The sequence below is a fragment of the Aromatoleum evansii genome (assembly GCF_012910805.1).
GTDB lineage: Bacteria > Pseudomonadota > Gammaproteobacteria > Burkholderiales > Rhodocyclaceae > Aromatoleum > Aromatoleum evansii.
Map to the genome: position 1 here is coordinate 1 of NZ_WTVK01000037.1, position 26,052 is coordinate 26,052.

23 protein-coding genes and 2 tRNA genes are annotated in these 26,052 nt (G+C 67.0%); 3 read left to right on the forward strand and 22 right to left on the reverse strand.

Annotated elements, in window-relative coordinates; translation table 11 throughout:
• Nucleotides 1-16: 16 nt before the first annotated feature.
• The 6 genes from GO615_RS18060 to rnr form a co-directional block, all read right to left on the reverse strand.
• Nucleotides 17-808, reverse strand: coding sequence for an ABC transporter ATP-binding protein (locus GO615_RS18060; RefSeq protein WP_169130667.1), 792 nt, complete (start codon nucleotides 806-808; stop codon nucleotides 17-19).
• Nucleotides 809-826: 18 nt separating this feature from the next.
• Nucleotides 827-1,765, reverse strand: coding sequence for a nitrate ABC transporter permease (gene ntrB, locus GO615_RS18065; protein ID WP_169130669.1), 939 nt, complete (start codon nucleotides 1,763-1,765; stop codon nucleotides 827-829).
• Between the two features lie 16 nt (nucleotides 1,766-1,781).
• Complete coding sequence (locus GO615_RS18070) at nucleotides 1,782-3,047, reverse strand: CmpA/NrtA family ABC transporter substrate-binding protein (RefSeq protein ID WP_407279793.1); 1,266 nt, start codon at nucleotides 3,045-3,047, stop codon at nucleotides 1,782-1,784.
• 484 nt (nucleotides 3,048-3,531) lie between these two features.
• Complete coding sequence (locus GO615_RS18075; RefSeq protein ID WP_169130673.1) at nucleotides 3,532-4,107, reverse strand: ANTAR domain-containing response regulator; 576 nt, start codon at nucleotides 4,105-4,107, stop codon at nucleotides 3,532-3,534.
• A 45-nt stretch (nucleotides 4,108-4,152) separates the two neighbouring features.
• Complete coding sequence (rlmB, locus tag GO615_RS18080; protein ID WP_169130768.1) at nucleotides 4,153-4,875, reverse strand: 23S rRNA (guanosine(2251)-2'-O)-methyltransferase RlmB; 723 nt, start codon at nucleotides 4,873-4,875, stop codon at nucleotides 4,153-4,155.
• 76 nt (nucleotides 4,876-4,951) lie between these two features.
• Nucleotides 4,952-7,924, reverse strand: coding sequence for a ribonuclease R (gene rnr, locus GO615_RS18085; RefSeq protein WP_169130675.1), 2,973 nt, complete (start codon nucleotides 7,922-7,924; stop codon nucleotides 4,952-4,954).
• Between the two features lie 50 nt (nucleotides 7,925-7,974).
• On the opposite strand from rnr, the gene GO615_RS18090 reads away from it, so the two are divergent.
• Both GO615_RS18090 and GO615_RS18095 read left to right on the forward strand, forming a co-directional pair.
• A tRNA-Leu gene (locus GO615_RS18090) sits at nucleotides 7,975-8,059 on the forward strand.
• Nucleotides 8,060-8,364: 305 nt separating this feature from the next.
• Nucleotides 8,365-8,449 (forward strand) — tRNA-Leu (locus tag GO615_RS18095).
• Nucleotides 8,450-8,642: 193 nt separating this feature from the next.
• Here GO615_RS18095 and GO615_RS18100 read toward each other — a convergent pair.
• From GO615_RS18100 to ndk, 16 genes are all read right to left on the reverse strand, one after another.
• Nucleotides 8,643-9,953 carry an adenylosuccinate synthase gene (locus tag GO615_RS18100; protein ID WP_169130677.1) on the reverse strand — a complete coding sequence of 437 codons (1,311 nt, stop codon included), beginning with the start codon at nucleotides 9,951-9,953 and terminating at the stop codon, nucleotides 8,643-8,645.
• Nucleotides 9,954-9,958: 5 nt separating this feature from the next.
• Nucleotides 9,959-11,113, reverse strand: coding sequence for an ATP phosphoribosyltransferase regulatory subunit (locus GO615_RS18105; protein ID WP_169130679.1), 1,155 nt, complete (start codon nucleotides 11,111-11,113; stop codon nucleotides 9,959-9,961).
• 5 nt (nucleotides 11,114-11,118) lie between these two features.
• Nucleotides 11,119-11,304, reverse strand: coding sequence for a DUF2065 domain-containing protein (locus GO615_RS18110; protein ID WP_169130681.1), 186 nt, complete (start codon nucleotides 11,302-11,304; stop codon nucleotides 11,119-11,121).
• 4 nt (nucleotides 11,305-11,308) lie between these two features.
• Entirely contained in the window at nucleotides 11,309-12,190 is an 882-nt protein-coding gene (gene hflC, locus GO615_RS18115) for a protease modulator HflC (protein ID WP_169130683.1), read from the reverse strand.
• Nucleotides 12,190-13,452 carry an FtsH protease activity modulator HflK gene (gene hflK / locus GO615_RS18120; protein WP_169130686.1) on the reverse strand — a complete coding sequence of 421 codons (1,263 nt, stop codon included), beginning with the start codon at nucleotides 13,450-13,452 and terminating at the stop codon, nucleotides 12,190-12,192. Before hflK ends, hflC begins: the two co-directional genes overlap by 1 nt.
• A gap of 14 nt (nucleotides 13,453-13,466) precedes the next feature.
• Nucleotides 13,467-14,627, reverse strand: a complete 1,161-nt coding sequence (gene hflX / locus GO615_RS18125) for a ribosome rescue GTPase HflX (protein ID WP_169130688.1) — start codon at nucleotides 14,625-14,627, stop codon at nucleotides 13,467-13,469.
• A gap of 35 nt (nucleotides 14,628-14,662) precedes the next feature.
• A complete protein-coding gene (hfq, locus tag GO615_RS18130) occupies nucleotides 14,663-14,908 on the reverse strand; it encodes an RNA chaperone Hfq (protein WP_026295813.1) in 246 nt (81 codons plus the stop codon).
• Nucleotides 14,909-15,006: 98 nt separating this feature from the next.
• The gene (der, locus tag GO615_RS18135) at nucleotides 15,007-16,335 is read right to left on the reverse strand and encodes a ribosome biogenesis GTPase Der (protein ID WP_169130690.1); all 1,329 of its coding nucleotides are present in this window, start codon (nucleotides 16,333-16,335) and stop codon (nucleotides 15,007-15,009) included.
• 14 nt (nucleotides 16,336-16,349) lie between these two features.
• Nucleotides 16,350-17,492 carry an outer membrane protein assembly factor BamB gene (gene bamB, locus GO615_RS18140; protein ID WP_169130692.1) on the reverse strand — a complete coding sequence of 381 codons (1,143 nt, stop codon included), beginning with the start codon at nucleotides 17,490-17,492 and terminating at the stop codon, nucleotides 16,350-16,352.
• 3 nt (nucleotides 17,493-17,495) lie between these two features.
• Nucleotides 17,496-18,143, reverse strand: coding sequence for a tetratricopeptide repeat protein (locus tag GO615_RS18145; protein WP_169130694.1), 648 nt, complete (start codon nucleotides 18,141-18,143; stop codon nucleotides 17,496-17,498).
• The gene (gene hisS, locus GO615_RS18150) at nucleotides 18,130-19,431 is read right to left on the reverse strand and encodes a histidine--tRNA ligase (RefSeq protein ID WP_169130696.1); all 1,302 of its coding nucleotides are present in this window, start codon (nucleotides 19,429-19,431) and stop codon (nucleotides 18,130-18,132) included. Before hisS ends, GO615_RS18145 begins: the two co-directional genes overlap by 14 nt.
• A gap of 29 nt (nucleotides 19,432-19,460) precedes the next feature.
• Entirely contained in the window at nucleotides 19,461-20,717 is a 1,257-nt protein-coding gene (gene ispG / locus GO615_RS18155) for a flavodoxin-dependent (E)-4-hydroxy-3-methylbut-2-enyl-diphosphate synthase (protein ID WP_169130698.1), read from the reverse strand.
• 6 nt (nucleotides 20,718-20,723) lie between these two features.
• Nucleotides 20,724-21,716, reverse strand: a complete 993-nt coding sequence (locus GO615_RS18160; RefSeq protein ID WP_339380071.1) for a RodZ domain-containing protein — start codon at nucleotides 21,714-21,716, stop codon at nucleotides 20,724-20,726.
• A complete protein-coding gene (pilW, locus tag GO615_RS18165; RefSeq protein WP_169130700.1) occupies nucleotides 21,713-22,513 on the reverse strand; it encodes a type IV pilus biogenesis/stability protein PilW in 801 nt (266 codons plus the stop codon). The genes GO615_RS18160 and pilW overlap by 4 nt, the downstream gene beginning before the upstream one ends.
• Complete coding sequence (gene rlmN, locus GO615_RS18170; RefSeq protein WP_169130702.1) at nucleotides 22,510-23,643, reverse strand: dual-specificity RNA methyltransferase RlmN; 1,134 nt, start codon at nucleotides 23,641-23,643, stop codon at nucleotides 22,510-22,512. The genes pilW and rlmN overlap by 4 nt, the downstream gene beginning before the upstream one ends.
• An 85-nt stretch (nucleotides 23,644-23,728) precedes the next feature.
• Entirely contained in the window at nucleotides 23,729-24,154 is a 426-nt protein-coding gene (gene ndk, locus GO615_RS18175) for a nucleoside-diphosphate kinase (RefSeq protein WP_169130704.1), read from the reverse strand.
• Between the two features lie 211 nt (nucleotides 24,155-24,365).
• Here ndk and nifA point away from each other — a divergent pair, with 211 nt between their 5' ends.
• Nucleotides 24,366-26,006: a nif-specific transcriptional activator NifA gene (gene nifA / locus GO615_RS18180; protein ID WP_169130706.1), complete on the forward strand. Its 1,641-nt coding sequence runs from the start codon at nucleotides 24,366-24,368 to the stop codon at nucleotides 26,004-26,006.
• The last annotated feature ends 46 nt before the right edge of the window (nucleotides 26,007-26,052 follow it).

The window sequence follows — 26,052 nt, forward strand, 5'->3', positions numbered from 1 at the left end:
CGCCAATGCCCCCCCCTCAGGCCGCGTGCTTCAGCTGCTTCTTGTACAGGAAATCCAGCACCGCCGCGCGGCAGTGCGCGAACTCCGGCTGCTCGGCCAACGCCAAGCGATCGCGCGGACGCGCCAGCTTCACCTCCAGGATCTCGCCGATCGTCGCCGCCGGCCCGTTGGTGAGCATCACGACGCGATCCGACAGCAGCACCGCCTCATCGACGTCGTGCGTCACCATCACCATCGTCGCCTTCGTCGCCGCGAGGATCTTCACCAGCTCGTCCTGCAGCATCGCACGCGTGAGCGCATCGAGCGCGCCGAAAGGCTCGTCCATCAGCAGGATGCGCGGCTCCATCGACAGCGCGCGGGCGATGCCGACCCGCTGCTTCATGCCCCCCGAGATCTCGTGCGGAAACTTCGTCTCGGCGTGCGACAGCCCGACCAGCGCCAGCGCATCCTGCGTACGCTGCTTCAGCTTCGCCTTGCCCTCCTTCGCGCCGAACACGCGATCGACCGCGAGATACACATTGTCATAGCACGTGAGCCAGGGCAGCAGCGAATGGTTCTGGAACACCACCGCGCGCTCGGGGCCGGGGCCGGCGATCTCGCGCCCGTCGCACAGCATCACGCCCGAGGTCGGCCGCGTGAGTCCTGCGATCAGGTTCAGCAGCGTCGACTTGCCGCAGCCCGAGTGGCCGATCAGGCTGATGCTCTCGCCCTCGTGGATGTCCAGGCTGATCCCGCGCAGCGCCGTGAAGGGTCCGTTCTTCGTGTTGAAGACCTGCCCGACGTTCTCGATCTGTACGATCTTCTTCATGATGGTCTCCTCCACCGCTCAGCGGCCTTCATAGTTGAAACGACGGGCAAGCAGCATCAGCGCCTGCTCGAGGATCAGGCCGACGATGCCGATCACGAAGATCGCGATGATGATGTGCTCGACCTTGAGGTTGTTCCACTCGTCCCACACCCAGAAACCGACCCCCACGCCGCCGGTCAGCATCTCGGCCGCGACGATCACCAGCCACGCCGTGCCGATCGACAGGCGGATGCCGGTCAGCATGTAGGGCAGCACCGCCGGGAACAGGATCTTCGTGAACACCTTCCACTCGGACAGGTTCAGCACCCGCGCCACGTTGAGGTAGTCCTGCGGCACGCGCGTCACGCCCTGGGCGGTGTTGAGAATCATCGGCCAGATCGAGCAGATGAAGATCGTCCAGGTGGCCGCCGGGTCGGCGCGCTGGAACACCAGCAGGCCGATCGGCAACCACGCGAGCGGGCTCACCGGGCGCAGCAGGCTGATGATCGGGTTCATCATCTGAGACAGCACCGCGAAGCGCCCCAGCAGGAAGCCAGCCGGGATGCCCACCAGCGCCGCGATGCCGAAACCGATCGCCACGCGCTGCAAGGACGACAGCACGTTCCAGCCGATGCCCTGGTCGTTCGGCCCGGCGCGGTAGAACGGGTCGGAGAAGATCGCCACCGCCGCCTCCCAGGTCTTGCCCGGCGTCGGGATGCCGCCGCCGTTCATCGTCGCCAGATGCCACAGGCCGATCAGCAGCGCGAGCCCCGCCAAGGGCGGCAGCACGGCCGCGGCCAGCGCGCGCATCCAGCCGCCCAGGCGCGCGCCGTAGCCCCTGCCCGGCGCCGCAGCAGGCGCATCGGCCGCCACGACCTTCACCGCCCGGCCCTTGCCGCGCGCCGCCAGCACCGCGCGCAGCCCCCTCACCTCCGCGGTCCCGGCGTCAGTCCGGTCCGCCACCACTGCCAGCGTCATCGCCGCGCCCTCCCGCTCACGCCCTGACCTTGAACGAACCGGCGTACTTCGCCGGATCCTTGCCGTCCCACACCACGCCGTCGATCAGCTTGTGGCTGCGCATCTCGCTCTTGGGCAGCGGCACCTTCGCCGCCGTTGCCGCCTGCTTGTAGATGTCGATACGATTGATCTGCTTCGCCACCGCGAGGTAATCGACATCCTTGTCGAGCAGCCCCCAGCGCCGGTGCTGCGTCAGGAACCACATGCCGTCCGACAGGTAAGGGAAGTTCACCGCGCCATCGCTGTAGAACTTCATGTAGTTCGGATCGTCCCAGCTCTTGCCCAGCCCGTTCGAGTAACGACCCAGCATGCGCTCGAGGATCACGTCCATGTCCGTGTTGATATAGGACTTCTGCGCGACGGTCTCGGCGGTCGTGCGGCGGTTAGGCAGCGACGAGTCGATCCAGCGGCCGGCCTCGAGGATCGCGGCGGTCAGCGCGCGCGCCGCGTTGGGATGCTTCGCAACCCAGTCGGCGGTGGTACCGAGCACCTTCTCCGGGTGGTCGGTCCAGATGTCCTGCGTCGTCACCGCGGTAAAGCCGATCTTGTCCATGATCGCGCGGTTGTTCCACGGCTCGCCGACACAGAACCCGTCCATGTTGCCCACGCGCATGTTCGCGACCATCTGCGGCGGCGGGACGGTGATGACCTTCACGTCCTTCATCGGGTTGATGTCGTGCGCCGCCAGCCAGTAGTACAGCCACATCGCGTGCGTGCCGGTCGGGAAGGTCTGCGCGAAGGTGTATTCGCCCGGCTTCGCGGTGATCAGCTTCCTCAGCCCCGCGCCGTCGGTGACGCCCTGCTCCTTCAGTTTGCTCGCGAGCGTGATTGCCTGGCCGTTGTTGTTCAGGCTCATCAGCACCGCCATGTCCTTCTTCGGCCCGCCGATTCCCAGATGCACGCCATACACGAGGCCGTACAGCACATGCGCCGCATCGAGCTCGCCCGACACCAGCTTGTCGCGCACCGCCGCCCAGCTCGCCTCCTTGCTCGGGATGATCTTGATGCCGTACTTCTCGTCGAACTTCTGCACCGCCGCCATCACCACCGACGAGCAGTCCGTCAGCGGGATGAAGCCGACGCGGATCTCCTTCTTCTCCGGCGCGTCCGAACCTGCCGCCCACGCGCCTCCGCTCACGCCCAAGCCCGTCGAGCCCATCATCGCTGCTCCCGAAAGCACCATCGTCCGCCGCACGAACTCCCGCCGCGACATGCCCTTGTCCTCGAACGCACTCATCTTCATCTCCCTGCAGGCTGGAAAACGAAAACGGCGCACATCGCCCGTGGCAAATCGCGAGGATTCCGCCCGGGGATGGACGCCGTTGTCCGTAGCTTGCACGACCCCGACATTGGGGCCGGTCAATCCGTCGCCGAACCGCCATTGATTCGACTCAGGGCTTCCATAGCAGATGCTGTGCCAGGCGCGGCGAACAACGCCTAACACCTTTATCGGCAAGGGTTTCCGTAGCAACGAAGCATGATGAAACATGCGGCGGGAACGCATGGTAACCGCACTATTGCAGTGCACAACACAGGGGTATCGCACCAATCGTGCGCGGCTGTTCCCGGTCGAACAAGTTGGGCAGGCCGCCCTGTGGTAGCGGCTTCAGCCGCGAATCGGCGATGTCGCCATGACTGCGTCCATTCGCGGCTGAAGCCGCTCCCACAGGGGAACTCGGCTTGCATTCGCCGCCGAACGGGTCCTGCACCGGGTGGTGCAGCACCTGCTACAGCAAGTACTTCGCCATGTCGATGAGATCCTGCGCGACCGCCGCCATCGGCTTCGCGCGCTCCATCGCAAGCTTGCGCAGCGCCGCGTAGGCCTCGGCCTCGTCCATTCCGCGCGACTTCATCAGCAGGCCCTTGGCGCGGTCGATCAGCTTGCGCTCGGAGAGCTTCTTCGTCGCAGCCGCGAGCTCGCTGCGCAAGGCCTGATGCTCCTCGAAGCTCGCCACCGCGACGTCGATCACGGGCTTCAGGCGCTGCGGGTCGAGGCCATCGACGACATAGGTCGACACCCCCGCCTTCACCGCCGCACGTATCGTCTCCTGGTCGCCTTCCTGCGCGAAGATGATCACCGGTCGCGGCATCTCCGCGTTCATCACCGCCAGGTTCTCCAGCGTGTCGCGCGACGGCGCATCCGTCTCGATCAGGATGACGTCCGGCCGGATCGCCTCGATCTGCGCGCTCAGATCCGACGAGGACGCCAGCACCGCCGCCACCTGATGACCGGCGAGCGCGAGCCCGGCGCAGATTTCCGCCGCCCGGGCCCGGGATTCATCGATGACGAGTACGCGAAGCATGGTGTGCTCCATGCAAGATTCACGCCGCAGCCAGGCGACGCGGCGTCACCCGCCGCGCTGGCGCCGCGCCTCGAACAGGCAGATCCCGCTCGCGACCGATACGTTGAGGCTCTCGACGGTGCCGAGCATCGGGATCTTCGCCAGTTCGTCGCAGGTCTCCCGCGTCAGCCGGCGCAGGCCCTCGCCTTCGGCGCCCATCACCCACGCGACCGGCCCCTTCTGGTCGATCTCGTAAAGCGACTTCTCCGCCTCGCCCGCAGCCCCCACGACCCATACGCCCGCCTCCTGCATCTCGCGCAACGCGCGCGCCAGGTTGGTCACCGTGATGTAGGGCACCGAATCGGCCGCACCGCTCGCCACCTTCACCGCGGTCGCATTGAGGCCCACCGCACGGTCCTTCGGCGCCACCACCGCGTGCGCTCCGGCCGCGTCCGCAACGCGCAGGCAGGCGCCGAGATTGTGCGGATCCTGCACGCCATCGAGAACGAGGATCAGCGCATTTTCTTCCAGCACGTCGAGCACGTCGGCGAGCTTGATGTCGCGGCTGCGCGCATCGACGCGCGCCACCACGCCCTGGTGCCGGCGCGTGCCGACCATCCCATCGAGGCGATCGGCCTCAGCCTGGATCATGCGCACCTTGTGCGCCTCGGCCAGCCGCACGACGTCCTTCGAACGCGCATCGCTGCGGCTCGACGACAAATACAGCTCGAACACCGCCTCGGGGTCACGGCGAAGCTTACCCAGCACGGCATGGAAGCCGTAGATCAGGCGCGATTCCGCGCGACCAGCGGCGGGGGCCTCGTCATGGCCCGGCTGCTGCGGGCGGGAACGGCTTGGGGGTTTGTTAGCCACGGAGTTTCACTTTCCTTGTAGATGCTGCAGTTTCTTTCTTCGGCTCGGGCACCTCGCCGGCCTTCGGAGCCTTGCTTGCCTTCGCGGCCCTGTCCGTTTCCGGGGCCTTGGCCTCGGGGGCCGGCACTTCCGCCCTTGCCTTCTTCGCGCCCGCGGTCCTGCCAGCCTTCGACGGGGCAACCGGTTCGGCAGGCTGCGCGGCCTTCTTCGCAGCGGCCGCCTTCGTCGGCTTTGCCACAACCGCGTCCGACGCCACCGGAGACTTCCGGGCGCGCTTGTCCGGCGACGCCGCCGCAGCCTCGGGAACCGCCACGGCCACGACCTTGCGCGTCGTCCGCGCCTTCTTCACCGGAGCGACGGGCGCATCGGCCGTCGACGTCACGCCGGCTGCCTTCACGGCCTGTGCGGGCACGGCTTCGGCCGTGGTTGCGGCAGCAGAACGCTTGGAGCCCCGAACGGATGCTACTGCCGGCTGCGCAGGTGCGCTCCCCGGAGCAGCGGCCTTGCGCCCGGCCTGCGCCTTCGGCTGTGGTGCAGGCTCAGCCGCCGGCCGCGGTGCCGCGAGCACCGCAGCGGAGACGACCGTCTTCTTCCTGCCACCCTTCGCCTTCGGCGCAGCGGTTTCCGGAGCCGCGATCGCGACGACGGCCTCGGGCACTGTTTTCACCTCCGCAGGCACCTTCGCCGCGGCCCTGTCCTTCGCCGTCTTGCCGGTCCGCTCGGTCGCCCGCGGCGCACCTTCGATCAGGCGGAAGTCGATCTTGCTCGACTCCAGATCGACCCGCACGACCTGCACCCGCACGCGATCCGACAGACGGAAGCGCGCACCTGTGCGCTCACCGGCGAGCTCGTGGCGCGTCTCGTCGAAGTGGAAGTAGTCGCTGCCGAGGTCCGAAATGTGGACCAGTCCCTCGATGAAGATGTCGTCGAGGGCGACGAAGAGGCCGAAGGGTACCACCGCCGACACACTGCCGGTGAACTCCTCGCCGACCTTGTCCTGCATGTAGTAGCACTTCAGCCACGCCACGACATCGCGCGTCGCCTCATCCGCGCGCCGCTCGGTCGCGGAGCAGTGCAGGCCTATTTCGTCCCAGTCGCCCGCCGCGTAGGTGCGGTTCTCCAGCGCCGCCTTGATCGACCGGTGCACCAGCAGATCGGGATAACGGCGGATCGGCGACGTGAAGTGCGTATAGGCCTCGTACGCCAACCCGAAATGGCCGACGTTGTCCGGGCTGTACACCGCCTGGCGCAGCGAGCGCAGCATCACCGTCTGCAACAGCTGGGCATCGGGGCGGTCCTTCACCTTCTCCAGCAGCGTCGCATAGTCGCCGGCCTTCGGCTCGTCGCCGCCGCCCACACCCAGGCCGAACTCGGCGAGGAAGCCGCGCAACTTCTCGAGCTTTTCCGGCGTCGGGCCTTCATGCACGCGATACAGCGCCGGATGCTCGCGTTCGTGCAGGAATTCGGACGCGCACACGTTGGCCGCGAGCATGCATTCCTCGATCAGGCGGTGCGCATCGTTGCGCACCTCCGGCACGATGCGCTCGATCTTTCCGTCGGCATCGAAGATCATGCGCGTCTCGGTCGTCTCGAAATCGATCGCACCACGCTTCGCACGCGCCTTCAGCAGCACGCGGAAGAGCTTGTCGAGGTCCTCGAGGTGCGGCAGCAATCCGCCGACCAGCTCGCGCGCCGCGACGTCCTTGTCGTACAGCGCCGCCGCGACCTGCGTGTAGGTCAGGCGCGCGTGCGAGAACATCACCGCGGGGTAGAAGCGGTACGCCTTGATCTCCCCTGTCGGGCCGATGCTCATGTCGCATACCATGCACAGGCGCTCGACTTGCGGGTTGAGCGAACACAGCCCGTTGCTGAGCTTCTCCGGCAGCATGGGGATCACGCGGCGCGGGAAATACACCGAGTTGCCGCGCTCCTGCGCCTCGACGTCCAGCGCGCTGCCGGGCTGCACGTAATGCGAGACGTCCGCGATCGCGACGACCAGGCGGTAGCCGCGCCCCTGCCGCTCGCAGTACACCGCGTCGTCGAAATCCTTGGCCGTCTCGCCATCGATGGTCACCAGCGGCAGCTGCGTGATGTCCTCGCGCCCCGCCCAGTCCATCTTGCGCACCTTCGCCGGCAGCTTGCGCGTCTCGACCTTCGCCTCCGGCGAGAACTCGAACGGCAGCTCGTGCTTGCGCAGCGCGATCTCGATCTCCATGCCCGGATCGGCATAGTTGCCGAGAACCTCCACGATGCGGCCGATAGGCTGCGTGAATTTCGTCGGCTGCTGCACGAGTTCGGCCGTGACGATCTGCCCAGGCCGCGCCCGCTTGCCGCCCGCGGCGACCAGGATGTCCTGCGCGATGCGCCGGTTCTCCGGCACCACCACCTGCACGCCGTGCTGATCCAGCACGCGCCCGACGATGCGCGTATTCGCGCGCTCGAGCACTTCGACCACCTTGCCTTCTGGACGCCCGCGCCGGTCAACGCCGGTGATGCGAGCGATCACCCGGTCGCCGTGCAGGACCTCGCGCATCTCCTTCGGACCGAGGAAGATGTCCGGCTGCCCGTCTTCACGGATGATGAAGCCGAAGCCGTCCGCATGTCCCGACACGCGGCCCCGGATCAGGTCGGCCTTGTCGGGCAACAGGTAAGCATCACGCCGGTTACGCATCAGTTGCCCGTCGCGCTCCATGGCGCGCAGGCGGCGCTCGAACAGCACGGCCTCGTCACTGCGCACATCGAGCGCCGCGCACAGCGCCTCGAAGCTCAGCGGCACGCCCTTGTCGGCGAGCACCTGCACCACGTATTCGCGGCTCGGCAGCGGGTGCTCGTACTCGGCCGCCTCCCGCGCATAGAAGGGATCGGCGCGGCGGATGGCACTCGGAGCCGGCACACGGCCAGAGCCCGGCTTGCGCGCGGCGGAGCCGCGCGAGTTGCTGTCGGATTTCGTTTTTTGTTTTTTCATGCTTTCAATGGTTGACTTTCGTTGTTCGGCGCTTATAATGCGCGGCTCTTGCCCAGATGGCGGAATTGGTAGACGCACTAGTTTCAGGTACTAGCGCTGCGAGGCGTGGAGGTTCGAGTCCTCTTCTGGGCACCAGTTTCACGGAAAAGCCGACCTTGTGTCGGCTTTTTTGTTGCCCGTCGCATAGCGACGGATGAAAGAATTTGCAGGGCGGCGGCAATGCCTCGGCTCCCGCCGACCCAGGGCTCGCAAGCTGTACGATCGCCACGCGGGGACGATTATTCTGTGGGAGCGGCTTCAGCCGCGAATGGGCCGCGATGCGTGCGATACCGCCGATTCGCGGCTGAAGCCGCTCCCACCGGACACCCCGCCCGGTCCTTAGTGCGATTGCCAAATCCCCCTTGGCCGAGTGCAAACTTGCCGCTATAATGCGCGCTCTTGCCCAGATGGCGGAATTGGTAGACGCACTAGTTTCAGGTACTAGCGCCGCGAGGCGTGGAGGTTCGAGTCCTCTTCTGGGCACCAAATCCAGGCAAAAGCCGGTCGAAAGACCGGCTTTTGCTTTTTGTGCTTCCCGTGCGGAATCGCCGCAAGCGCTGCGCCCCACCCCGCGAACGACCACGCTGCCCGACGACGCGCCCGCCACGACCGGCAGGCGCGCGAAGCCGGTCGCTGCCGGCCCCGTTTCGTTCAGCGCTTCCGTTCCGGTCAAGCCTGCTCAGGCTCCGAACGGATGGCGGCGCAGGATCGTTTCGTCGCGCTCCGGACCGGTCGAGATCACGTCGATCGGGATTTCGATGATCTCCTCGATGCGGTGCAGGTAGGCACGCGCCTCCTGCGGCAGCGCATCCCAGCTCTGCGCGCCGAAGGTCGTGCCGCTCCAGCCCGCCATCGTCTCGTAGATCGGCTCGCAACGCGTTACTTCCTCCGAGCCCATGGGCAGGAGGTCGATGCGCTTGCCGTCGAGCATGTAACCCGTGCACAGCTTCAGCTCGGGCAGCCCGTCGAGCACGTCGAGCTTGGTGATGCACAGACCCGTGACGCCGTTGATGATGATCGAGCGCTTGAGCGCCGCGAGGTCGAGCCAGCCGCAACGGCGCTTGCGCCCGGTCACGGTGCCGAACTCGCGCCCCTTGGTCGACATCTGGTGACCCGGCACGCCGGCGGTCTCGATGTCGAGCTCGGTCGGGAATGGACCGCCGCCGACGCGGGTGCAGTACGCCTTGGTGATGCCCAGCACGTAGTGCAGGCGCCCCGGACCGACACCCGATCCAGCCGCAGCCTGGCCCGCGACGCAGTTGCTGGAGGTGACGAAGGGATAGGTGCCGTGATCGATGTCGAGCAGCGTGCCCTGGGCACCTTCGAACAGCAGGTTGCCGCCGGCCTTGTTCACCGCGTACAGCTCGGCCGAAACGTCAGCCACCATCGGGCGGATTTCCTCGGCGTCGGCCATCGCCTGGTCGAACACGGTCTGGAAGTCGACCGCATCGGCACCGAGGTGCTGCGTCAGCACGAAGTTGTGGTATTCGAGGTTCGCGCGCAGCTTCTCGGCGAAGCGTTCGCGGTCGAACAGGTCATACACGCGCAGCGCGCGGCGGGCGACCTTGTCCTCGTAAGTCGGGCCGATGCCCTTGCCGGTCGTGCCGATCTTGTCGGAGGCGCTCTTCGCCGCCTCGCGCGCGCGATCGAGCGCGGAGTGGTAACCGAGGATCAGCGGGCAGCCCGGGCTGATGCGCAGGCGCTCGCGCACCTTGATGCCACCTGCTTCGAGCACGCGGATCTCGGACAACAGATGATGCGCGTCGAGCACCACGCCATTGCCGATGTAGCAGGCCACGCCTTCGCGCACGATGCCCGAAGGCACGAGGTTGAGCTTGTATTCGTTGGCCCCGATCACCAGCGTATGGCCGGCGTTGTGGCCACCCTGGAAGCGCACCACGCCCTTGGCATGGTCGGTGAGCCAGTCAACGATCTTGCCCTTGCCCTCGTCGCCCCACTGGGTGCCGACAACCACTACGTTCTTTGACATTTACTTCATTCTCCCTGAAGCGCCTCGACCGTCCAGCGGCCGTCACGCCCGATCAGTTGCCGGTCGCAACCGGCCTCCTTCCAGCTTCCATCATGTCCCGGCAGGGCCGTCATCACGACCTCGCCCTGCGCGCGCAACTGCGCGACCATTTCCTGCAAGGCCTCGTCCGCGACGGCCGGCGCGAGGATGGCGCCCGGCTCCGCCGCATCGGGCAGATGTAACGCCAGCTCGCGCAGGTCGAGGCTGAAACCCGTCGCCGGCCTCGCACGGCCGAATGCCTGACCGATACGGTCGTAGCGCCCGCCCAGCGCGAGCGCCGCCGGCGAGCCGCTGCCGTAGGCGGCGAAGACCACTCCGTTGTGATAGTGGTAGCCGCGCAGATCGGCAAGGTCGAAACTGATCGGCAAATCGGCAAGCGCGGTCGCGAGCGTGCTCAGATCGTCGAGCGCGGAACGGATTGCCGGCTCATCGGGCAGGCAGCGGCGCGCCTCGTCCAGCACCTCGGCGCCGCCATACAGGGCCGGCAAGGCCAACAGCGCCGAGCGCGCCGGCTCGGCAACGTCGGCCAGCAGTTCGCGCAGGCCCGGCACGTCCTTCGCCTGCAGCAGATCGAAAAGCTCTTCCTCACGCTCCGGCACCATCCCGGCCTGCGCTGCGAGCACGCGGAACAGGCCGACGTGTCCCAGGTCGATGCGGCTCGCGGGCACCTCGGCGAGACGCATCACTTCGGACAGCAGGCGCACAATCTCGATGTCGGCATCGATGCCGGCATGTCCATACAGCTCGGCACCGAGTTGCAGCGGCTCGCGCGTGGCCGTGAGCGTCGACGGCAGCGCGTGCAGCACGCTGCCGCAGTAACACAGGCGCGACACGCCCTTGCGGTTCAGCAGGTGGGCGTCGATGCGCGCGACCTGCGGGGTCATATCGGCACGCACGCCCATCGTCTTGCCCGAGAGCTGGTCGACCAGCTTGAAGGTGCGCAGCTTGAGATCCTGGCCGGCACCGGTCGTCAGCGAGTCGAGGTATTCGAGCAGCGGCGGCACCACGAGCTGGTAGCCGTGGCTGCGGAAGGCGTCGAGCAGGCGCCGGCGCAGGCGCTCGAGCTTTTCGGCCTCGGACGGCAGCGCGTCCTGGATGTGATCGGGAAGTACCCAGCGCATGATATTTACGAGAACACCACGAGCAGCGCGACACCGATCAGCATCGAGGTCAGTCCGATGAAACGGATCTGACCGTCAGCCATCTGCGCGAGCCGCAAAAAAGTTTCGCGCCAGGCGGCTGGCGCGACAAAGGGCAGGATGCCTTCGATCACCAACATCAGTGCGAAGGCCATCAGCAGCTTGTTGCTCATGAGCTCAGTTCTTCTTGCCCCCGCCGGAATCCTTCATGAACCTGAAGAACTCGGAGCTCGGATCGACGACCATCACGTCGTTCTTGGTTGCGAAGCTTTCGCGGTACGCCTCGAGGCTGCGGTAGAAGGAATAGAACTCGGCGTTCTGGCCATAGGCCTGCGCGTACGTCGCGGTGGCCTTGGCGTCGCCGGCACCCTTGATCTGCTGCGCCTCGCGGTAGGCTTCCGCGATGATGACCTCGCGCTGGCGATCGGCGTCGGCACGGATCTTCTCGGCGATCGCCCCGCCCTCCGAACGCAGCTCGTTGGCGACACGCTTGCGCTCGGCCTCCATGCGGCGATACACGGATTCGGACACTTCGAGCGGCAGATCGACGCGCTTCAGGCGCACGTCCAGGATCTGCACGCCGATCTTGCGCGCGTCCAGGTCGGCGCGGGTGCGCATGTCTTCCATGATCTTGTCGCGGGCGCCGGACACCACGTCATGCACGGTGCGGCGACCGAACTCCTCGCGCAGGCCGGCGTTTACGGTCTGCAGCAGACGGATGCGCGCACGCGCCTCGTCGCCCGCCACGGAGACGTAGTAGAGCTGAGGGTCGACGATGCGCCACTTGACGAAGTGGTCGACCAGCACGTTCTTCTTTTCCGCCGTGATGAAACGCTCGGGTTCCGGCGTGTCCATCGTCAGGATGCGGCGATCGAAGTAGCGCACGTTCTGGATCATGGGCCACTTGAAGTTCAGGCCCGGCTTGTCGATCACTTCCTTGACCTCGCCGAGCTGGAATACCACGGCGAACTGCCGCTGATCCACAGTAAACAGCGTCATCGAGGCGAGTGCGGCGAGCAGCAGCAACGCGCCCGCGAAAATCGGCATCTTGTCACGCATCAGCGCTCTCCCCGTTCACGATCGCGCGCCATCAGATCGCGGCTGCGTGAATCCATCGAACTGTCGCCCCGCCCTGCCGGTGCCGGAGCCGCGGCGGTCGGTGTCGGCGCCGGATTCGCGTCGTGCGCTCCCTGGCTGCCGGTTGCCTGCATCAGCTTGTCGAGCGGCATGAACAGCAGGTTGCCGTTGCCCTTGGCGTCGACCATGACCTTGCTGGTCTTCGACATGACCTGCTGCATCGTTTCGAGATACAGGCGCTCACGCGTTACTTCCGGCGCGCGTCGGTACTCGGCCAGGATCTGCGTGAAGCGGCTCGCATCGCCTTCCGCGTTCGCGATCACCCGCGCCTGATAGGCGTTGGCTTCCTCGATCAGACGGGACGCGGTACCGCGCGCGCGCGGAATCACGTCGTTGGCGTAGGCCTCACCCTCGTTGCGCAGGCGTTCGCGATCCTGTCCGGCCTTCACCGCGTCGTCGAACGCGGCCTGCACCTGCTCGGGCGGCTGGGCGTTCTGCATCGTCACGCGGCTGATCTGGATACCCGTATCGTAGCGGTCGAGGATCTTCTGGATCGATTCATGTGCGCTCGAGGCCATCTGCTCGCGCCCTTCGTAGAGCACGAAGTCCATCTTGCTCTTGCCGACGATCTCGCGCATCGCGGATTCGGCCGCATGCATCACGGACTCGTCGGCATAGCGGTTATTGAACAGGTACTTCTCCGGACTCGTCAGTATGTACTGCACCGCGAACTGGATGTTGATGATGTTCTCGTCATCGGTGAGCATCAGCGCTTCGCGCAGCATCTTGTTACGCTCGGAACCGCGATAGCCGACCTCGACGGTACGCACGCCGGTCAGGTCGACCACGTCGCTCGTCTCGATCGGATAGGGCAGGCGCCAGCGCAGGCCCGGCTCGGTCGTCTCGACATAGCTGCCGAAGCGCAGGACGACGCCGCGCTGGTTGGCGTCGACGATGTAGAAGCCGCTGGCGAGCCAGATGACCGCGACGAGCCCCAGCAGCGCGCCGATGCCGCCACCGAACTGTTTGAACGAGAGCTGCGGGAATTGCGGCCCGCCGCCATCGCCACCACCGCCGCCACGCGGCCCGCGCTTGCCGCCGAGCATGCCCGACAGGCGCTGATTGAAGTCGCGCCACAGGTCCTCGAGGTCGGGAGGCCCTTGGTTGCCACCGCGCCTGTCGTCGCCGCGCTTGTCGTCGCCATTCCCCTGGTTGCTACCCCAGCGTGGATCGTTGAGAGACATTAGAACGCCTGTAATCACGTTTGAATTGGGTCTTTATCGGTGAAATCCGGCCCGATCCCGACTGGATCGGCCGACGCGTCCGTCGCTGCGTCGCGCGCTGCCTCGGCGAAGGCCTCGCGCAACAGCCCGAGTCCTTCGCCAGTCCTGGCGCTCAGAAAAACGCGCACGATCTTACCATACTCGTCCCGCTGAACTCCGGGCTCGGCGCGGGTCAGGTCGATCTTGTTCATGACCATGATCTGCGGCACGGCACCGGCACCGATCTCGGCGAGCACCCCATTGACGGCCTCGATCTGGGCCTCGCGGTCCTCGCTCGCGCAGTCTACGACGTGCAAAAGCAGGTCCGCGTTCGCGGTTTCCTCGAGCGTCGCATGGAAGGCCGCGACGAGCGCGTGCGGCAGGTCGCGGATGAAGCCTACCGTATCGGAGAGCACGACGTTGCTCCCCTCGCCCACATAGAGACGGCGCGAGGTCGTGTCCAGGGTCGCGAAGAGCTGGTCGGCCGCATACGCGCCGGCCTTGGTCAGCGAATTGAACAGCGTCGACTTGCCGGCGTTGGTGTAGCCGACGAGCGACACCGACAGCACGTTGCGCCCTTCGCGCCCGCGGCGGCGTACGCGGCGCTGCTTCTCGATCTGCGCGAGGCGCTCCCGGAGCACCTTGACGCGCTTGCCCAGCAGCCGGCGGTCGGTCTCGAGCTGGGTTTCGCCCGGACCACGCAGGCCGATGCCGCCCTTCTGGCGCTCGAGGTGGGTCCAGCCGCGCACGAGGCGGGTCGAGAGGTGGTCGAGCTGTGCGAGCTCGACCTGCAGCTTGCCCTCGTGGCTGCGCGCACGCTGCGCGAAGATGTCGAGGATCAGGGCCGTGCGGTCGACCACGCGGCACTGCAAGTTGCGTTCGAGATTGCGCTGCTGGGCAGGCGACAGCGCGTGGTTGAAGATGACGAAATCGGCACCATGGGCGCGCAGCGCTTCGCCGATCTCGTCGACCTTGCCGCGTCCGGCGAAAAGCGCCGGATCGGGCCGCGCCCGCCGGCCGCCGATGACTGCCTCGACGCTGGCGCCGGCGCTGAGTGCGAGCAGCTTGAGTTCGGAAAGGCGCTCGTCCAGCGCGCCCTGGTTCAGGTCGAGCTGGACAAGTACCGCGCGCTCACCGGCATCGGGGCGCTCAAACATGGAGGAACTTGGCGTCCATGGGGCGCCCGCGGGACTCAGCTATTGCCGTCACCCGAGTCCTGTTGCTGGATGTTGACCGGGCGTGCGGGCACGACGGTCGAGATCGCGTGCTTATACACCATCTGGGTGACGGTGTTCTTCAGCAGCACGACGTACTGGTCGAAGGATTCGATCTGGCCCTGCAGCTTGATGCCGTTGACCAGGTAGATCGCCACGGGGACATGCTCCCTGCGCAGGGTGTTCAGGAACGGGTCTTGTAGAAGTTGCCCTTTGTTGCTCATTTTCAAACCTCGAGGCTGCGTTTTATTGTGAATGTAAAGGATTTCATGTTGCACTGCCACATTCGTACAAACAATCGATCCCGGTGCGGAGTTGGAAACTAATCTTTTCCGATATACGGATTGTGCGAGGTGCGGAATTGTATCCGCAAGGGCGTGCCCTGCAATTTGAACGCTTCCATGAAGGTGCGTTCCAGAAAACGCACGTAGGACGCGGGCACCTGATCCAGGGCCGCGCCGTGGATCACCACGACCGGCGGATTGTTGCCGCCCTGGTGGGCGTAGCGCATCTTTGGGCGGAACATGCCGCTGCGCGGCGGCGCCTGCTTCGCCAGCGCCGCTTGGAGCGTGCGGGTCAGGCGCGGGGTGGACAGGTTCACCATCGCCGCCGCATAGGCGGAATCGACCGACTTCATGACCGCTGCAACGCCTGCGCCCTTGAGGGCCGAGATGTAATGGAAACGCGCGAAGGACAGGAAGCCCAGCTTGTGCTCGATGGCCCGCTTGATCAGTTCGCGGCGGTAGTCATCCACGCTGTCCCACTTGTTCACCGCGACGACCAGGGCGCGGCCCGAATCGAGGATGAAGCCCGCGATGTGGGCATCCTGGTCGGAGATGTCCTGCGACGCGTCGAGCACCAGCACGACGACGTTGCATTGCTCGATGGCCTGCAGCGTTTTGATGACCGAGAACTTCTCGATGGCCTCGAAGATCTTGCCGCGACGGCGCAGGCCTGCGGTGTCGATCAAGGTGTAGTTGCGCCCTTCACGCTCGAACGGAATCGCGATCGCGTCGCGCGTGGTCCCCGGCATGTCGAAGGCGATGACGCGCTCCTCGCCGAGCAGGCTATTCACGAGCGTCGATTTGCCGACGTTCGGACGACCGACGATGGCGATGCGCGGGCCGCGATCCTCGGCCTCTTCCGGTTCTTCGTCGAGCGGGAAGTCGGCGAGCACAAGGTCGACGAGTTGCTTGATGCCGTCGCCGTGGGCGGCCGAGACGGGCAGCGGCGCCCCCAGGCCCAGAGCGTGGAAGTCGGCGGAGACGATGCTGCGCTCCATGCCTTCGGCCTTGTTCACGACCAGGTGCACGGGACGTCCGGCGCGGCGCAGGCGCGCGGCGATCTGCTCGTCGTGCGGGGTAAGGCCGGCGCGGCCGTCGACGAGGAACAGCAGCACGTCGGCTTCGGCGATCGCCTGTTCGGCCTGACGGGCCATCTCGTGCATGATGCCGGCCTTGGCGACGGGGTCGAAACCGGCGGTGTCGACGACGAGGTAGTCGCGATCGCCGACGCGGCCGATGCCGTAGTGGCGGTCGCGGGTGAGGCCGGGCTGGTCGGCGACGAGGGCGTCGCGCGTACGCGTGAGCCGGTTGAACAGCGTCGACTTACCGACGTTGGGGCGACCGACGAGGACGATGGTGGGTTTCAAGCGCTCAATCCCGCTCAGCGGGCCTCATACACATGGATGCCGCCATCGCGCGTCTGGACGACGAAGCCGCCGCCGCCGAAACGGCGCATGTCGGCGCTAACGGAGCTGCTGTCGGCGCGCGTGCGAGCGGCGAACGTGCCGTCGTCGCGCTTGAGCAGATGGATGTAGCCTTCGAAATCGCCGACCGCGACGTAGTCGCCGACGATCAGCGGACGCGAGAGGCCGCGGCGCGGCAGGGCACTCTGCTTCCACACGTTGGCACCGCTCGAACCATCGAGCGCGTGGACCGCGTCGCTGTCGTCGGTGATCACGACGAAGCGGCTGTCGCGGTCCATGCCGACGCTGCTGGAGAACTCGCGCGACCATAGGGCATTGCCGTTGCTGGCGTCGAAGCACGCCGCACGCCCCTGATAGGTGACCGCACACAGGTCCTTGCGGCCGATCACCGGGGTGCCGGCGACATCGGCGACGCGCTCCAGCTCGGTCGCACCCTTGGGCGTGGCGACCGTGAGTTCCCACAGTTGGCCGCCGTTGGCGAGACTCACCGCGACGAGCTTGCCGCCGGGATAGCCGGCCACTGCAGCCGGCCCTTCCAGCGTGACGCCGGCGACACTGCGCAGCGACAGCGGCGGCGTCGCGCGCTGGAACACCCAGCGGCGGGCACCGGTATTGGCGTCGAGGCCGATCAGACGGCTGTCGGACGCGCGCACGACGACGATCGCGTCGCCGACCGCCGGCGAAGCGAGCACCTCGGCACCGATCGCGACCCGCCAGCGCTCGGCACCGTTCGCCGCGTCGAGCGCGACGACCTCGCCGCCGGTGGTGGCGACGACGGCGAGCTTGCCGTTGCTGCCCACGCCTGCGGACAGGCGCTTGGCGGCATTGACGGACCACACCGCCTTGCCGTCCTTGAAGCGCGCCACGGCGCCGTCATGGGCGGCGGCATAGACGTCTTCGCCGACAACCGCGGGCTGGAACACATACGGGCCGGCCTTGCCGATGCGCGCCTGCCACAGCGGGCGCAATTCGGCGGTGGCCTTGAAGTCAGGCAGCTTGGCCGGCTTCGGTCCCGATTCGGCGAAGGGGTTGAGCGAAGAGCAGCCGGCGAGCAGCGCCAGCGAAGCCGCAAGGGCGAACGCGGTGAACGGTCGCTTCATCGCTCAGCCCTCCAGGGCCTGCTGCTTGACGCGGATGACTTCGCGCAGGGTTTCGCCGCCGTCGGCAGCGTCCGCGGCCAGCGCATCGAGCGCGGCCTGGTAGGCGCTGCGGGCCTCGGCGGGCTTGCCGCTGGCCGCCAGCACGTCGCCGCGCAGGTCTTCGAAACGTGCCTTCAGGGCCGGGGCCGGCGCGTTCGCGAGCTGTGCGAGCGCCTGGTCGAAAGCGCCCTCGTCGAGCAGCAGGGCAGCCAGTCGCAGCCGCGCGATGTCCTTGAGCGCGGGATCGCTGCCCTTGGCGAGCAGCCATTCGAGCTGGGCGCGCGCGTTCTTCGCGTCACCCTTCTCGACCTGGACCCCGGCCGAGGCGAGCGCGCCCATTTCGGCATAGGCCGTCGAGGGGAATTTCTCGATGAGCTGGCCGGCCGCTTCGCGCGTCTTCTGTGCGTCGCCGTTGATCATCGCCTGCTCAAGCGCGAAGTACAGCGCTCCGGCTTCACCGGCCTGGCGGTTCTTGTAGTACTGCCAGCCCTGCCAGCCGACCGAGGCCAGCGCGGCAGCCACTGCGATCGCAGTCACGAAATTGCCGTAGCGGGCCCACCAGGCCTTCAGCTCGGAAATCTGTTCCTGCTCTTCGAGGTCATACACTGCCATCGTTTTCCTCTTCTTCTTGAGTAAATAGGCACCCGGCGACCGCATCGCCGAGGACGTCCAGGGCGACACGCTGCTGGCCGCCGGGGCCGCGCAGGGGCTTGAGGCCGACCTCGCCCGCCGCGGCCTCGTCGTCGCCGATGACGACGGCGAGCTGGGCGCCGCTGGCATCGGCCTTCTTCATCTGCGACTTGAAGCTGCCGCCGCCGCAGTGGGTGAGCACCGCGAAACCGTAGCCGCGCAAGGCCTCGGCCGCGCGGAAGGCGAGCCGCTGGGCCTGCTCGCCGAGATGCACGACATAGACATCGGGCAGCGCACGCTCGATCTCGCCGCCGCCTTCGCGCCACAGCGCCAGCAGGCGCTCGACGCCCATCGCGAAACCCGCCGCCGGGGCGGGCTTGCCGCCGAGCTGCTCGACCAGGCCGTCGTAGCGGCCGCCCGCGCAGACCGTGCCCTGCGCCCCGAGCCGCGTCGTGACCCATTCGAACACGGTGCGGTTGTAGTAGTCGAGGCCGCGCACGAGGCGCGGGTTGATGCGGTAGGGGATGCCGGCATCCTTGAGCAGGGCCTGCACGCCGTCGAAGTGCTTGAGCGATTCCTCGCCGAGGAAGTCGATCAGCCGCGGCGCGGCCTCGACGAGCTCCTGCAGGTCGGGGTTCTTGGTGTCGAGGATGCGCAGTGGGTTGGTGTGCAGGCGGCGCTTGCCGTCCTCGTCGAGGCGGTCCTGGTGCGCGGACAGGTAGGCGATCAGCTCAGCGCGGTGACGCGCGCGCTCCTCGCTGGAGCCCAGGGAGTTGAGTTCGAGCCGGACGTCCTCGAGGCCGAGGTCGTCCCACAGGCGCGCGCACATCAGGATGTGCTCAGCGTCGATGTCGGGACCGTCGAAGCCCAGCGCCTCGACACCGATCTGGTGGAACTGGCGGTAGCGGCCTTTCTGCGGGCGCTCGTGGCGGAACATCGGCCCGTGGTAGTACAGGCGCTGGGCGCCCGTCGCCAGCATCTTGTGCTGGATCGCGGCGCGAACGCAGGAGGCGGTGCCTTCGGGGCGCAGCGTAAGGAGCTCGCCGTTGAGGGCGTCCTCGAAGGAGTACATCTCCTTCTCGACGATGTCGGTGACTTCGCCGATGGCGCGCTTGAACAGCGGCGTCGGCTCGACGATGGGCATGCGGATCGGGCGGTAGCCGTAGCTGCGCAGCCAGTCGCGCACGATGTCTTCGAAATGTTCCCAGGCTTCGGCGTCGTCGGGCAGGATGTCGTTCATCCCGCGCACGGCCTGAAGGGTCTGCATCACAGGTTTCTTTTCAGTCATAGGTGGACGGCTCAGGCCGCCTTTTTTGTGTATTTGGTCGCGACGTAGTTGTCGATGATCGCAATGAATTCGGCCGCGATGTTGTCCCCGCGCAGGGTAACCGTTTTTTCGCCGTCGACGAACACGGGCGCGGCGGGGGTTTCGCCGGTGCCGGGGAGCGAGATGCCGATGTTGGCATGCTTGCTCTCGCCGGGGCCATTGACGACGCAGCCCATGACGGCGAGCGTCATGTTCTCGACGCCGTCGTACTGCTCGCGCCAGGCGGGCATCTGCTCGCGCACGTAGGTCTGGATCGTCGACGCGAGCTCCTGGAAGAAGGTGCTCGTCGTGCGACCGCAGCCGGGGCAGGCGGTGACCATGGGCGTGAACGCGCGCAGGCCCATGGTCTGCAGGATCTCCTGCGCGACGACGACTTCCTGCGTGCGGCTGCCGTTGGGCTCGGGCGTAAGCGAGATGCGGATGGTGTCGCCGATGCCTTCCTGCAGCAGCACGGCGAGCGCGGCCGTGGACGCGACGATGCCCTTCGAGCCCATGCCGGCCTCGGTCAGGCCCAGGTGCAGGGGATAGTCGCAACGGCGCGCCATGTCACGGTACACGGCGATCAGGTCCTGCACGCTCGACACCTTCGCCGAGAGGATGATGCGGTCGCCGCCGAGGCCGTATTCCTCGGCCTTGGCCGCGGATTCGAGGGCGGAGACGACGAGCGCTTCGCGCATCACCGCACCGGCGTCGCGCGGCTCGGCGAGCTTCGCGTTCTGGTCCATCACGCGCGCGAGCACGGACTGGTCGAGGCTGCCCCAGTTCACGCCGATGCGCACGGGCTTGTCGTACCTGCAGGCGAGCTCGACGATGGCCGCGAACTGCGGGTCGCGCTTGGCACCCGCACCTACGTTGCCCGGGTTGATGCGCAGCTTGGCAAGCGCCTCCGCGCACGCGGGAAAGTCGGTGAGGAGCTTGTGGCCGTTGTAGTGGAAGTCGCCGACCAGCGGGACGTCGATGTTGAGCGCCAGCAGGCGGTCGCGGATGTGCGGCACGGCCTTCGCTGCGGCCTCGTTATTGACCGTGATGCGCACCAGCTCGGAACCGGCGCGTGCGAGCTCGGCAACCTGCATCGCGGTGCCGAGGACGTCCGCGGTGTCGGTGTTGGTCATCGACTGCACCACGACGGGGGCGTCGGAACCGATCAGGACGCGCCCGACGCGGACTTGGCGCGTGCGGTGCCGCGGCAGGGGGCCGGCGTGGTTGTCGAGGGTTGGGGTTGTAGCCACTTCAGCTCACTCCAGGGTGAATCTCGCGACGCTGACGCGCACGTGGGGCGTCAGGTCGTACGGCTTGCCGCGATAGTCGAGGGACACTTGTTTGGCGTTGCCGACGACCAGCGCGAAGGGGGGCTTGCCCTGCACGGTGCGCGAGCTGCCGGCGCCGTTGACCCCGGAATAGACGATGGAACCGCCCGCATCGCGCACCTCGATCCACGATTCGCCCTCGAATCGGAACACGATGTGTTCGACGCCCGGAGCGGATGCCGGCGCCGGGGGAACGGCAGCGGCCGCTGCGGCGGCGGCCGGAGGCACAACCGGTGCAGGTGCGACCGGCGCGAGCGCGGCTGCGGGCCCCGGCTGAACGGAAGCGGGAGCTGTCGGCTGCGCGGCCGCCGGTACCGGCGTATCCGGCGTGGTGGTGGCGGCGAGCGGAAGCGAGGGCACGACGCCGCTCTCGGCGAGCGCGGACTCGGACACCTGCCCTTGCGGCGCCGCGGCGGCGCTGGTCAGGGGAGGCGTCACGGGGGTCGCGGGTTCGGCGACGCTCTCGGCGACCTCGGCGTTTTCCTTCGGCATGCGGAACCAGTCGAAGTACCAGCCCACCAACACGGCGAGCAGCAGCAGGCCGGCGAGCAGGCCGACGGGAAGCTGCATCGGGCGCCCGCCGCTGCCGCTCGGCATCACGCCGATGGCGTTCGACACCGGCGCGAGTTCGACCGCCTGGGGAGCGACGTCGGACTCGAAGGCTGCCAGCACGATGGCCGGATCGACCCCGAGGTAGCGGGCGTAGTTGCGCAGGAAGCCGCGCGCGAACGCGGCGCCGGGCAGGAGGTCGAGCCGCCCTGCCTCCATGGCCTCGATCTGCCGGCTGGTCAGCTTGAGGGAATGCGCGACGTCGCTCGCCGTTTCGCCGCGGGCCTCACGCAACTGCCGAAGTTGCGCGCCCATCTCGGCAGCCTGGTCGGACGATGCCGCCTCCTGCCGGTCCAGATGCACTTCTGTCACTCGTAATTTCCCTGGATCATCGTCTGGTATTCGGGGCTGTCGGCGAAGCGGCCGCGCAGCTGGGCAGCATAGCTCGCCTCGGCGTCGCGGTTGCCCAGGCGGCGCGCGGTGCGCAGCCCCAGCCACACCGACTGCGGCGTCGGCTCGCCCTGCTGGTGCAGGTCGACGAGCAGCGCGCTCGCGACGTTATAGGTGCCGCGCCGGTAGGCGATGCCGGCGAGCTGGTAGATCGCCTGGCGGTTCGCCGGGTCGGCCTGCACGGCACGGCGGAATTCCGCCTCCGCCGCAGTGTCGTTGTTCTGGCGCAGATGGCACAGACCGGCGTTGGTGTAGGGCCGCGTCGGGTTGCGGTAGTACGGATTGCGCGCCGCCGAGGCGAGCCGCGCCAGGCCGTCCGGCACGCTTCCGTTGACGCACTGGAACCAGCCGAAGCTGTTGTTGAACTCGGGGTCGTTGGGCGCAATCTCGAGGGCGCGCAGGAAGTTCTCGCGCGCCGCGTTGGCGTCGTCGATCGACATGTACACCAGCCCCATCAGGTGATAGGCCGGCGCGTAGTTGGACTGGTTCTGCAGTGCCACGCGCGCCTCGTCGAGCGCGACGGCGTAGTTGCCGAGCTGGAGGTAGGCGACACCCAGCTCGACGTGAACCTTGGCCGTCGCCTCGCCCTTGCCCGACACGGGCATGTCCGCCACGGGACGATCCGCAAGCGGCGAGCCGACGGTGTTCATGGTGGCATTGCAGCCGGCGAGCGCCAGCGCGAACAGCGGGAGCGACAGCTTCACGAAGAGCCGGGTCATGCACGATCCTCCATCGATTTCACCAGGCGAACGGTGCGGCGCGTGCGGTCTTGGACCTGCCCCGCGAGCTGGCCGCAGGCGGCATTGACGTCGTCGCCGCGCGTCTTGCGGGTGGTCGTGACGATGCCCGCATCGATCAGGATACCTGCAAAGCGGCGTATGCGTTCCGGCTGGGAGCGGTCGAAGCCGGAATTCGGGAAGGGGTTGAACGGGATCAGGTTGAACTTGCACGGCACGTCGCGCACGAGGGCGACGAGCGCGCGCGCATGCGCGTCGGAATCATTGACGCCGTCGAGCATGACGTATTCGAAGGTCACGAAGTCGCGCGGCGCGCGTTCGAGGTAGCGCCGGCACGCGGCCATCAGCTCGCGCAGCGGGTATTTCTGGTTGATCGGCACGAGGCGATCGCGCAGCGCGTCGTCGGGCGCGTGCAGCGACACGGCGAGCGCGACCGGGCATTCCTCGCGCAGGCGGTCCATCGCCGGCACGATGCCGGAGGTGGACACCGTCACGCGGCGGCGCGACAGGCCGTAGGCGTGGTCGTCGAGCATCAGGCGCAGCGCGGTGACGACGTTGTCGAAGTTCGCGAGCGGTTCGCCCATGCCCATCATGACGACGTTGCTGATGACGCGGCCGTTGTCCGCATCGCCGTCGGCATCCTTCGCCCCCGCGGGCGTCGCGGTGCCGCCCAGCAGCTTGTTGGCGAGCCACAGCTGGCCGATGATCTCGGCCGCGCTGAGGTTGCGGTTGAAGCCCTGCTTGCCGGTCGAGCAGAAGGCGCAGTCGAGCGCGCAGCCGGCCTGCGAGGAGATGCACAGCGTGCCGCGGTTGGTCTCGGGGATGAACACGGCCTCGACCGCATTGGCGTTGCCGACATCCAGCAGCCACTTGCGCGTGCCGTCTTCCGAGACGCTGTCACGGATGGCCTGCGGCGGACGGATGCACGCCTCCTGGGCGAGCTTCGCGCGCAGGCTCTTCGCGACGTCGGTCATGTTGTCGAATTCGGTTTCGCCGAAGCGGTGCATCCAGCGCATCACCTGGCGCGCGCGGAAGGGCTTTTCGCCGCGCTCGGCAAACCAGGCGACGAGGCCGTCGACGTCGAAATCGAGCAGATTGACCGGTGTTTCCATGTGTTTCCTGTACTGCCCTCAAAATGCAATCGGCCCGCGACGCACGAAGTGCGCGGGCCGATGCGCGGGCGTAGCCCTGAGAGGCTTAGCGGGCGTAAACGTTCATTCCGGGGAAGAAGAACGCGACTTCGACCGCGGCGGTTTCGGGCGCATCCGAACCGTGCACGGCGTTGGCGTCGATCGAGTCGGCGAAGTCGGCGCGGATGGTGCCCGGCGCGGCCTTCTTCGGGTCGGTGGCGCCCATCAGGTCACGATTCTTGGCGATGGCGTTCTCGCCTTCGAGGACCTGGATCATCACCGGACCGGAAACCATGAAGGACACCAGATCCTTGAAGAAGGGGCGCTCCTTGTGCACGGCGTAGAACTGGCCGGCTTCGCGCTCGGACAGGTGCACCATCTTGGAGGCGACGATCTTCAGCCCCGCATCTTCGAAGCGCTGGTAGATCTTGCCGATCACGTTCTTGGCGACGGCGTCGGGCTTGATGATGGACAGGGTGCGTTCGATAGCCATTTGAAAAAACTCCGGTTTGAATCGGTCAGCGAAAAATGGGGCGCAAAAAGCGTAGCTCGCGATTCTAGCAGTTTTTCTTGACGGACTCCCAGCGGGGGAAAATGCAGCCCTCGCGCGAGGCCCTGCCGAATGCGCAAATTTTGCATTGCAGCAAAGGTGGCGCACTTCTTGCGGAAGACCATGGGACAAACATGGACATAGAGGCTCCGCCATGACGCATTCGGGGAATTACCGCCGCACATCCGACATCGATCTGCTGACAATTTACGAGATCAGCAAGGTTCTGACTTCATCGCTGGACTTCAGGCAGTGCGTACACAGCGTGCTGCGCCTGCTGCTGACGCAGTTGCACATGCGCCACGCGCTGGTCGGCCTGGTGCAGGCGGACGAACAGCTGCACATTCTTGGTGCGGCGGGCGTGCCCTGGCCGATGAGCGAGGCGCCCGTTCTCGACCCCGGCGTGGGGGTGATCTCCAAGGTTCTGCGCAGCGGCTCGCCGATCGTGATCCCCGACATCGCCGCGGACGCGAATTTCACCAATCGCACCGGGCGCGACCCGCAGCAGCTCGCACGGGTGTCCTACGTCGTCGTGCCGCTCAAGCTCGACCGCGAGGTGATCGGCATCCTCTCGGCGGACCGTCATCCCGACGCCGAGCAGCCGGTCAACTTCGAGCGCGACGTGCGCATCCTGTCCCTGGTCGCGAACCTGCTGGCGCAGACTTACCGGCTGCAGCAGTCGGTGGCGGCGGACCGGCAGGTGCTGATCGAGGAGTCCGCCCGCCTGCAGAAGCAGCTGCAGGGGAGCTACGACATCGAGAACGTGGTGGGGCGCTCGAAGCGCATGAAGGAGGTGTTCGCGGACGTGCATCAGGCCGCCCCGTCCGGCGCAACGGTGCTGCTGCGCGGCGAGTCGGGCACCGGCAAGGAGGCGATCGCGCATGCGATCCATTACTTGTCGCCGCGCGCGAAGGGACCGTTCGTGAAGCTGAACTGTGCGGCGCTGCCCGAGACGCTGCTGGAGTCGGAGCTGTTCGGCCACGAGAAAGGTGCTTTCACCGGTGCGACTTCGGAGCGCAAGGGGCGTTTCGAGCTCGCCAAGGGGGGCACGATCTTCCTCGACGAGATCGGCGACATCTCGCCGGCCTTCCAGGCGAAGCTGCTGCGCGTGCTGCAGGAGCAGGAGTTCGAGCGCGTTGGCGGCAACAAGACGCTGCGCGCCGACGTGCGGCTGGTGGCGGCGACCAACCGCAACCTGGAGGAGATGGTGCAGAAGAACGAGTTCCGCGCCGACTTGTATTTCCGCCTCAATGTGGTGACGATCTTCATGCCGTCCTTGCGCGAGCGCAAGGATGACATTCCGCTGCTGGTGGATTTCTTCCTCGATCGCTTCAACCGCGAGAATCGCCGCCAGCTGACGATCACGCCCGGCGCGCTGGAGATCCTGATGCGGTGCAACTGGCCGGGGAACGTGCGCGAGTTGGAGAACTGCATCCAGCGCGCGGCGACGATGACGCGCTCGAACACGATCCGCGAAGTGGATATGCGCTGCCAGAAGGGGCAGTGCTTCTCGGCGGTATTGCTGGAGAGCGCGCAGTCGCGGGCATGTTTTCCGGTGATCGGGATGCCGGCGCGCAGTACGCCGCCCGCGCGGGCGATGCCTGCAGCTCCGGCAGGAGATGCGGGCGATGACATCGCGGCCGGGAGGGCGCCGACCAGCGAGCGCGAGCGCCTGGTCGATGCGATGGAGCGCTGTGGCTGGGTGCAGGCGAAAGCGGCGCGGATGCTGGGGCTCACGCCGCGGCAGATCGGCTATGCGCTGAGGAAGTACAACGTGGAGGTGAAGCAGCTGTGACGGCCGGGGGACTCGCTCCGAGGCAGAGGTGGCTTCGACCCGCCCG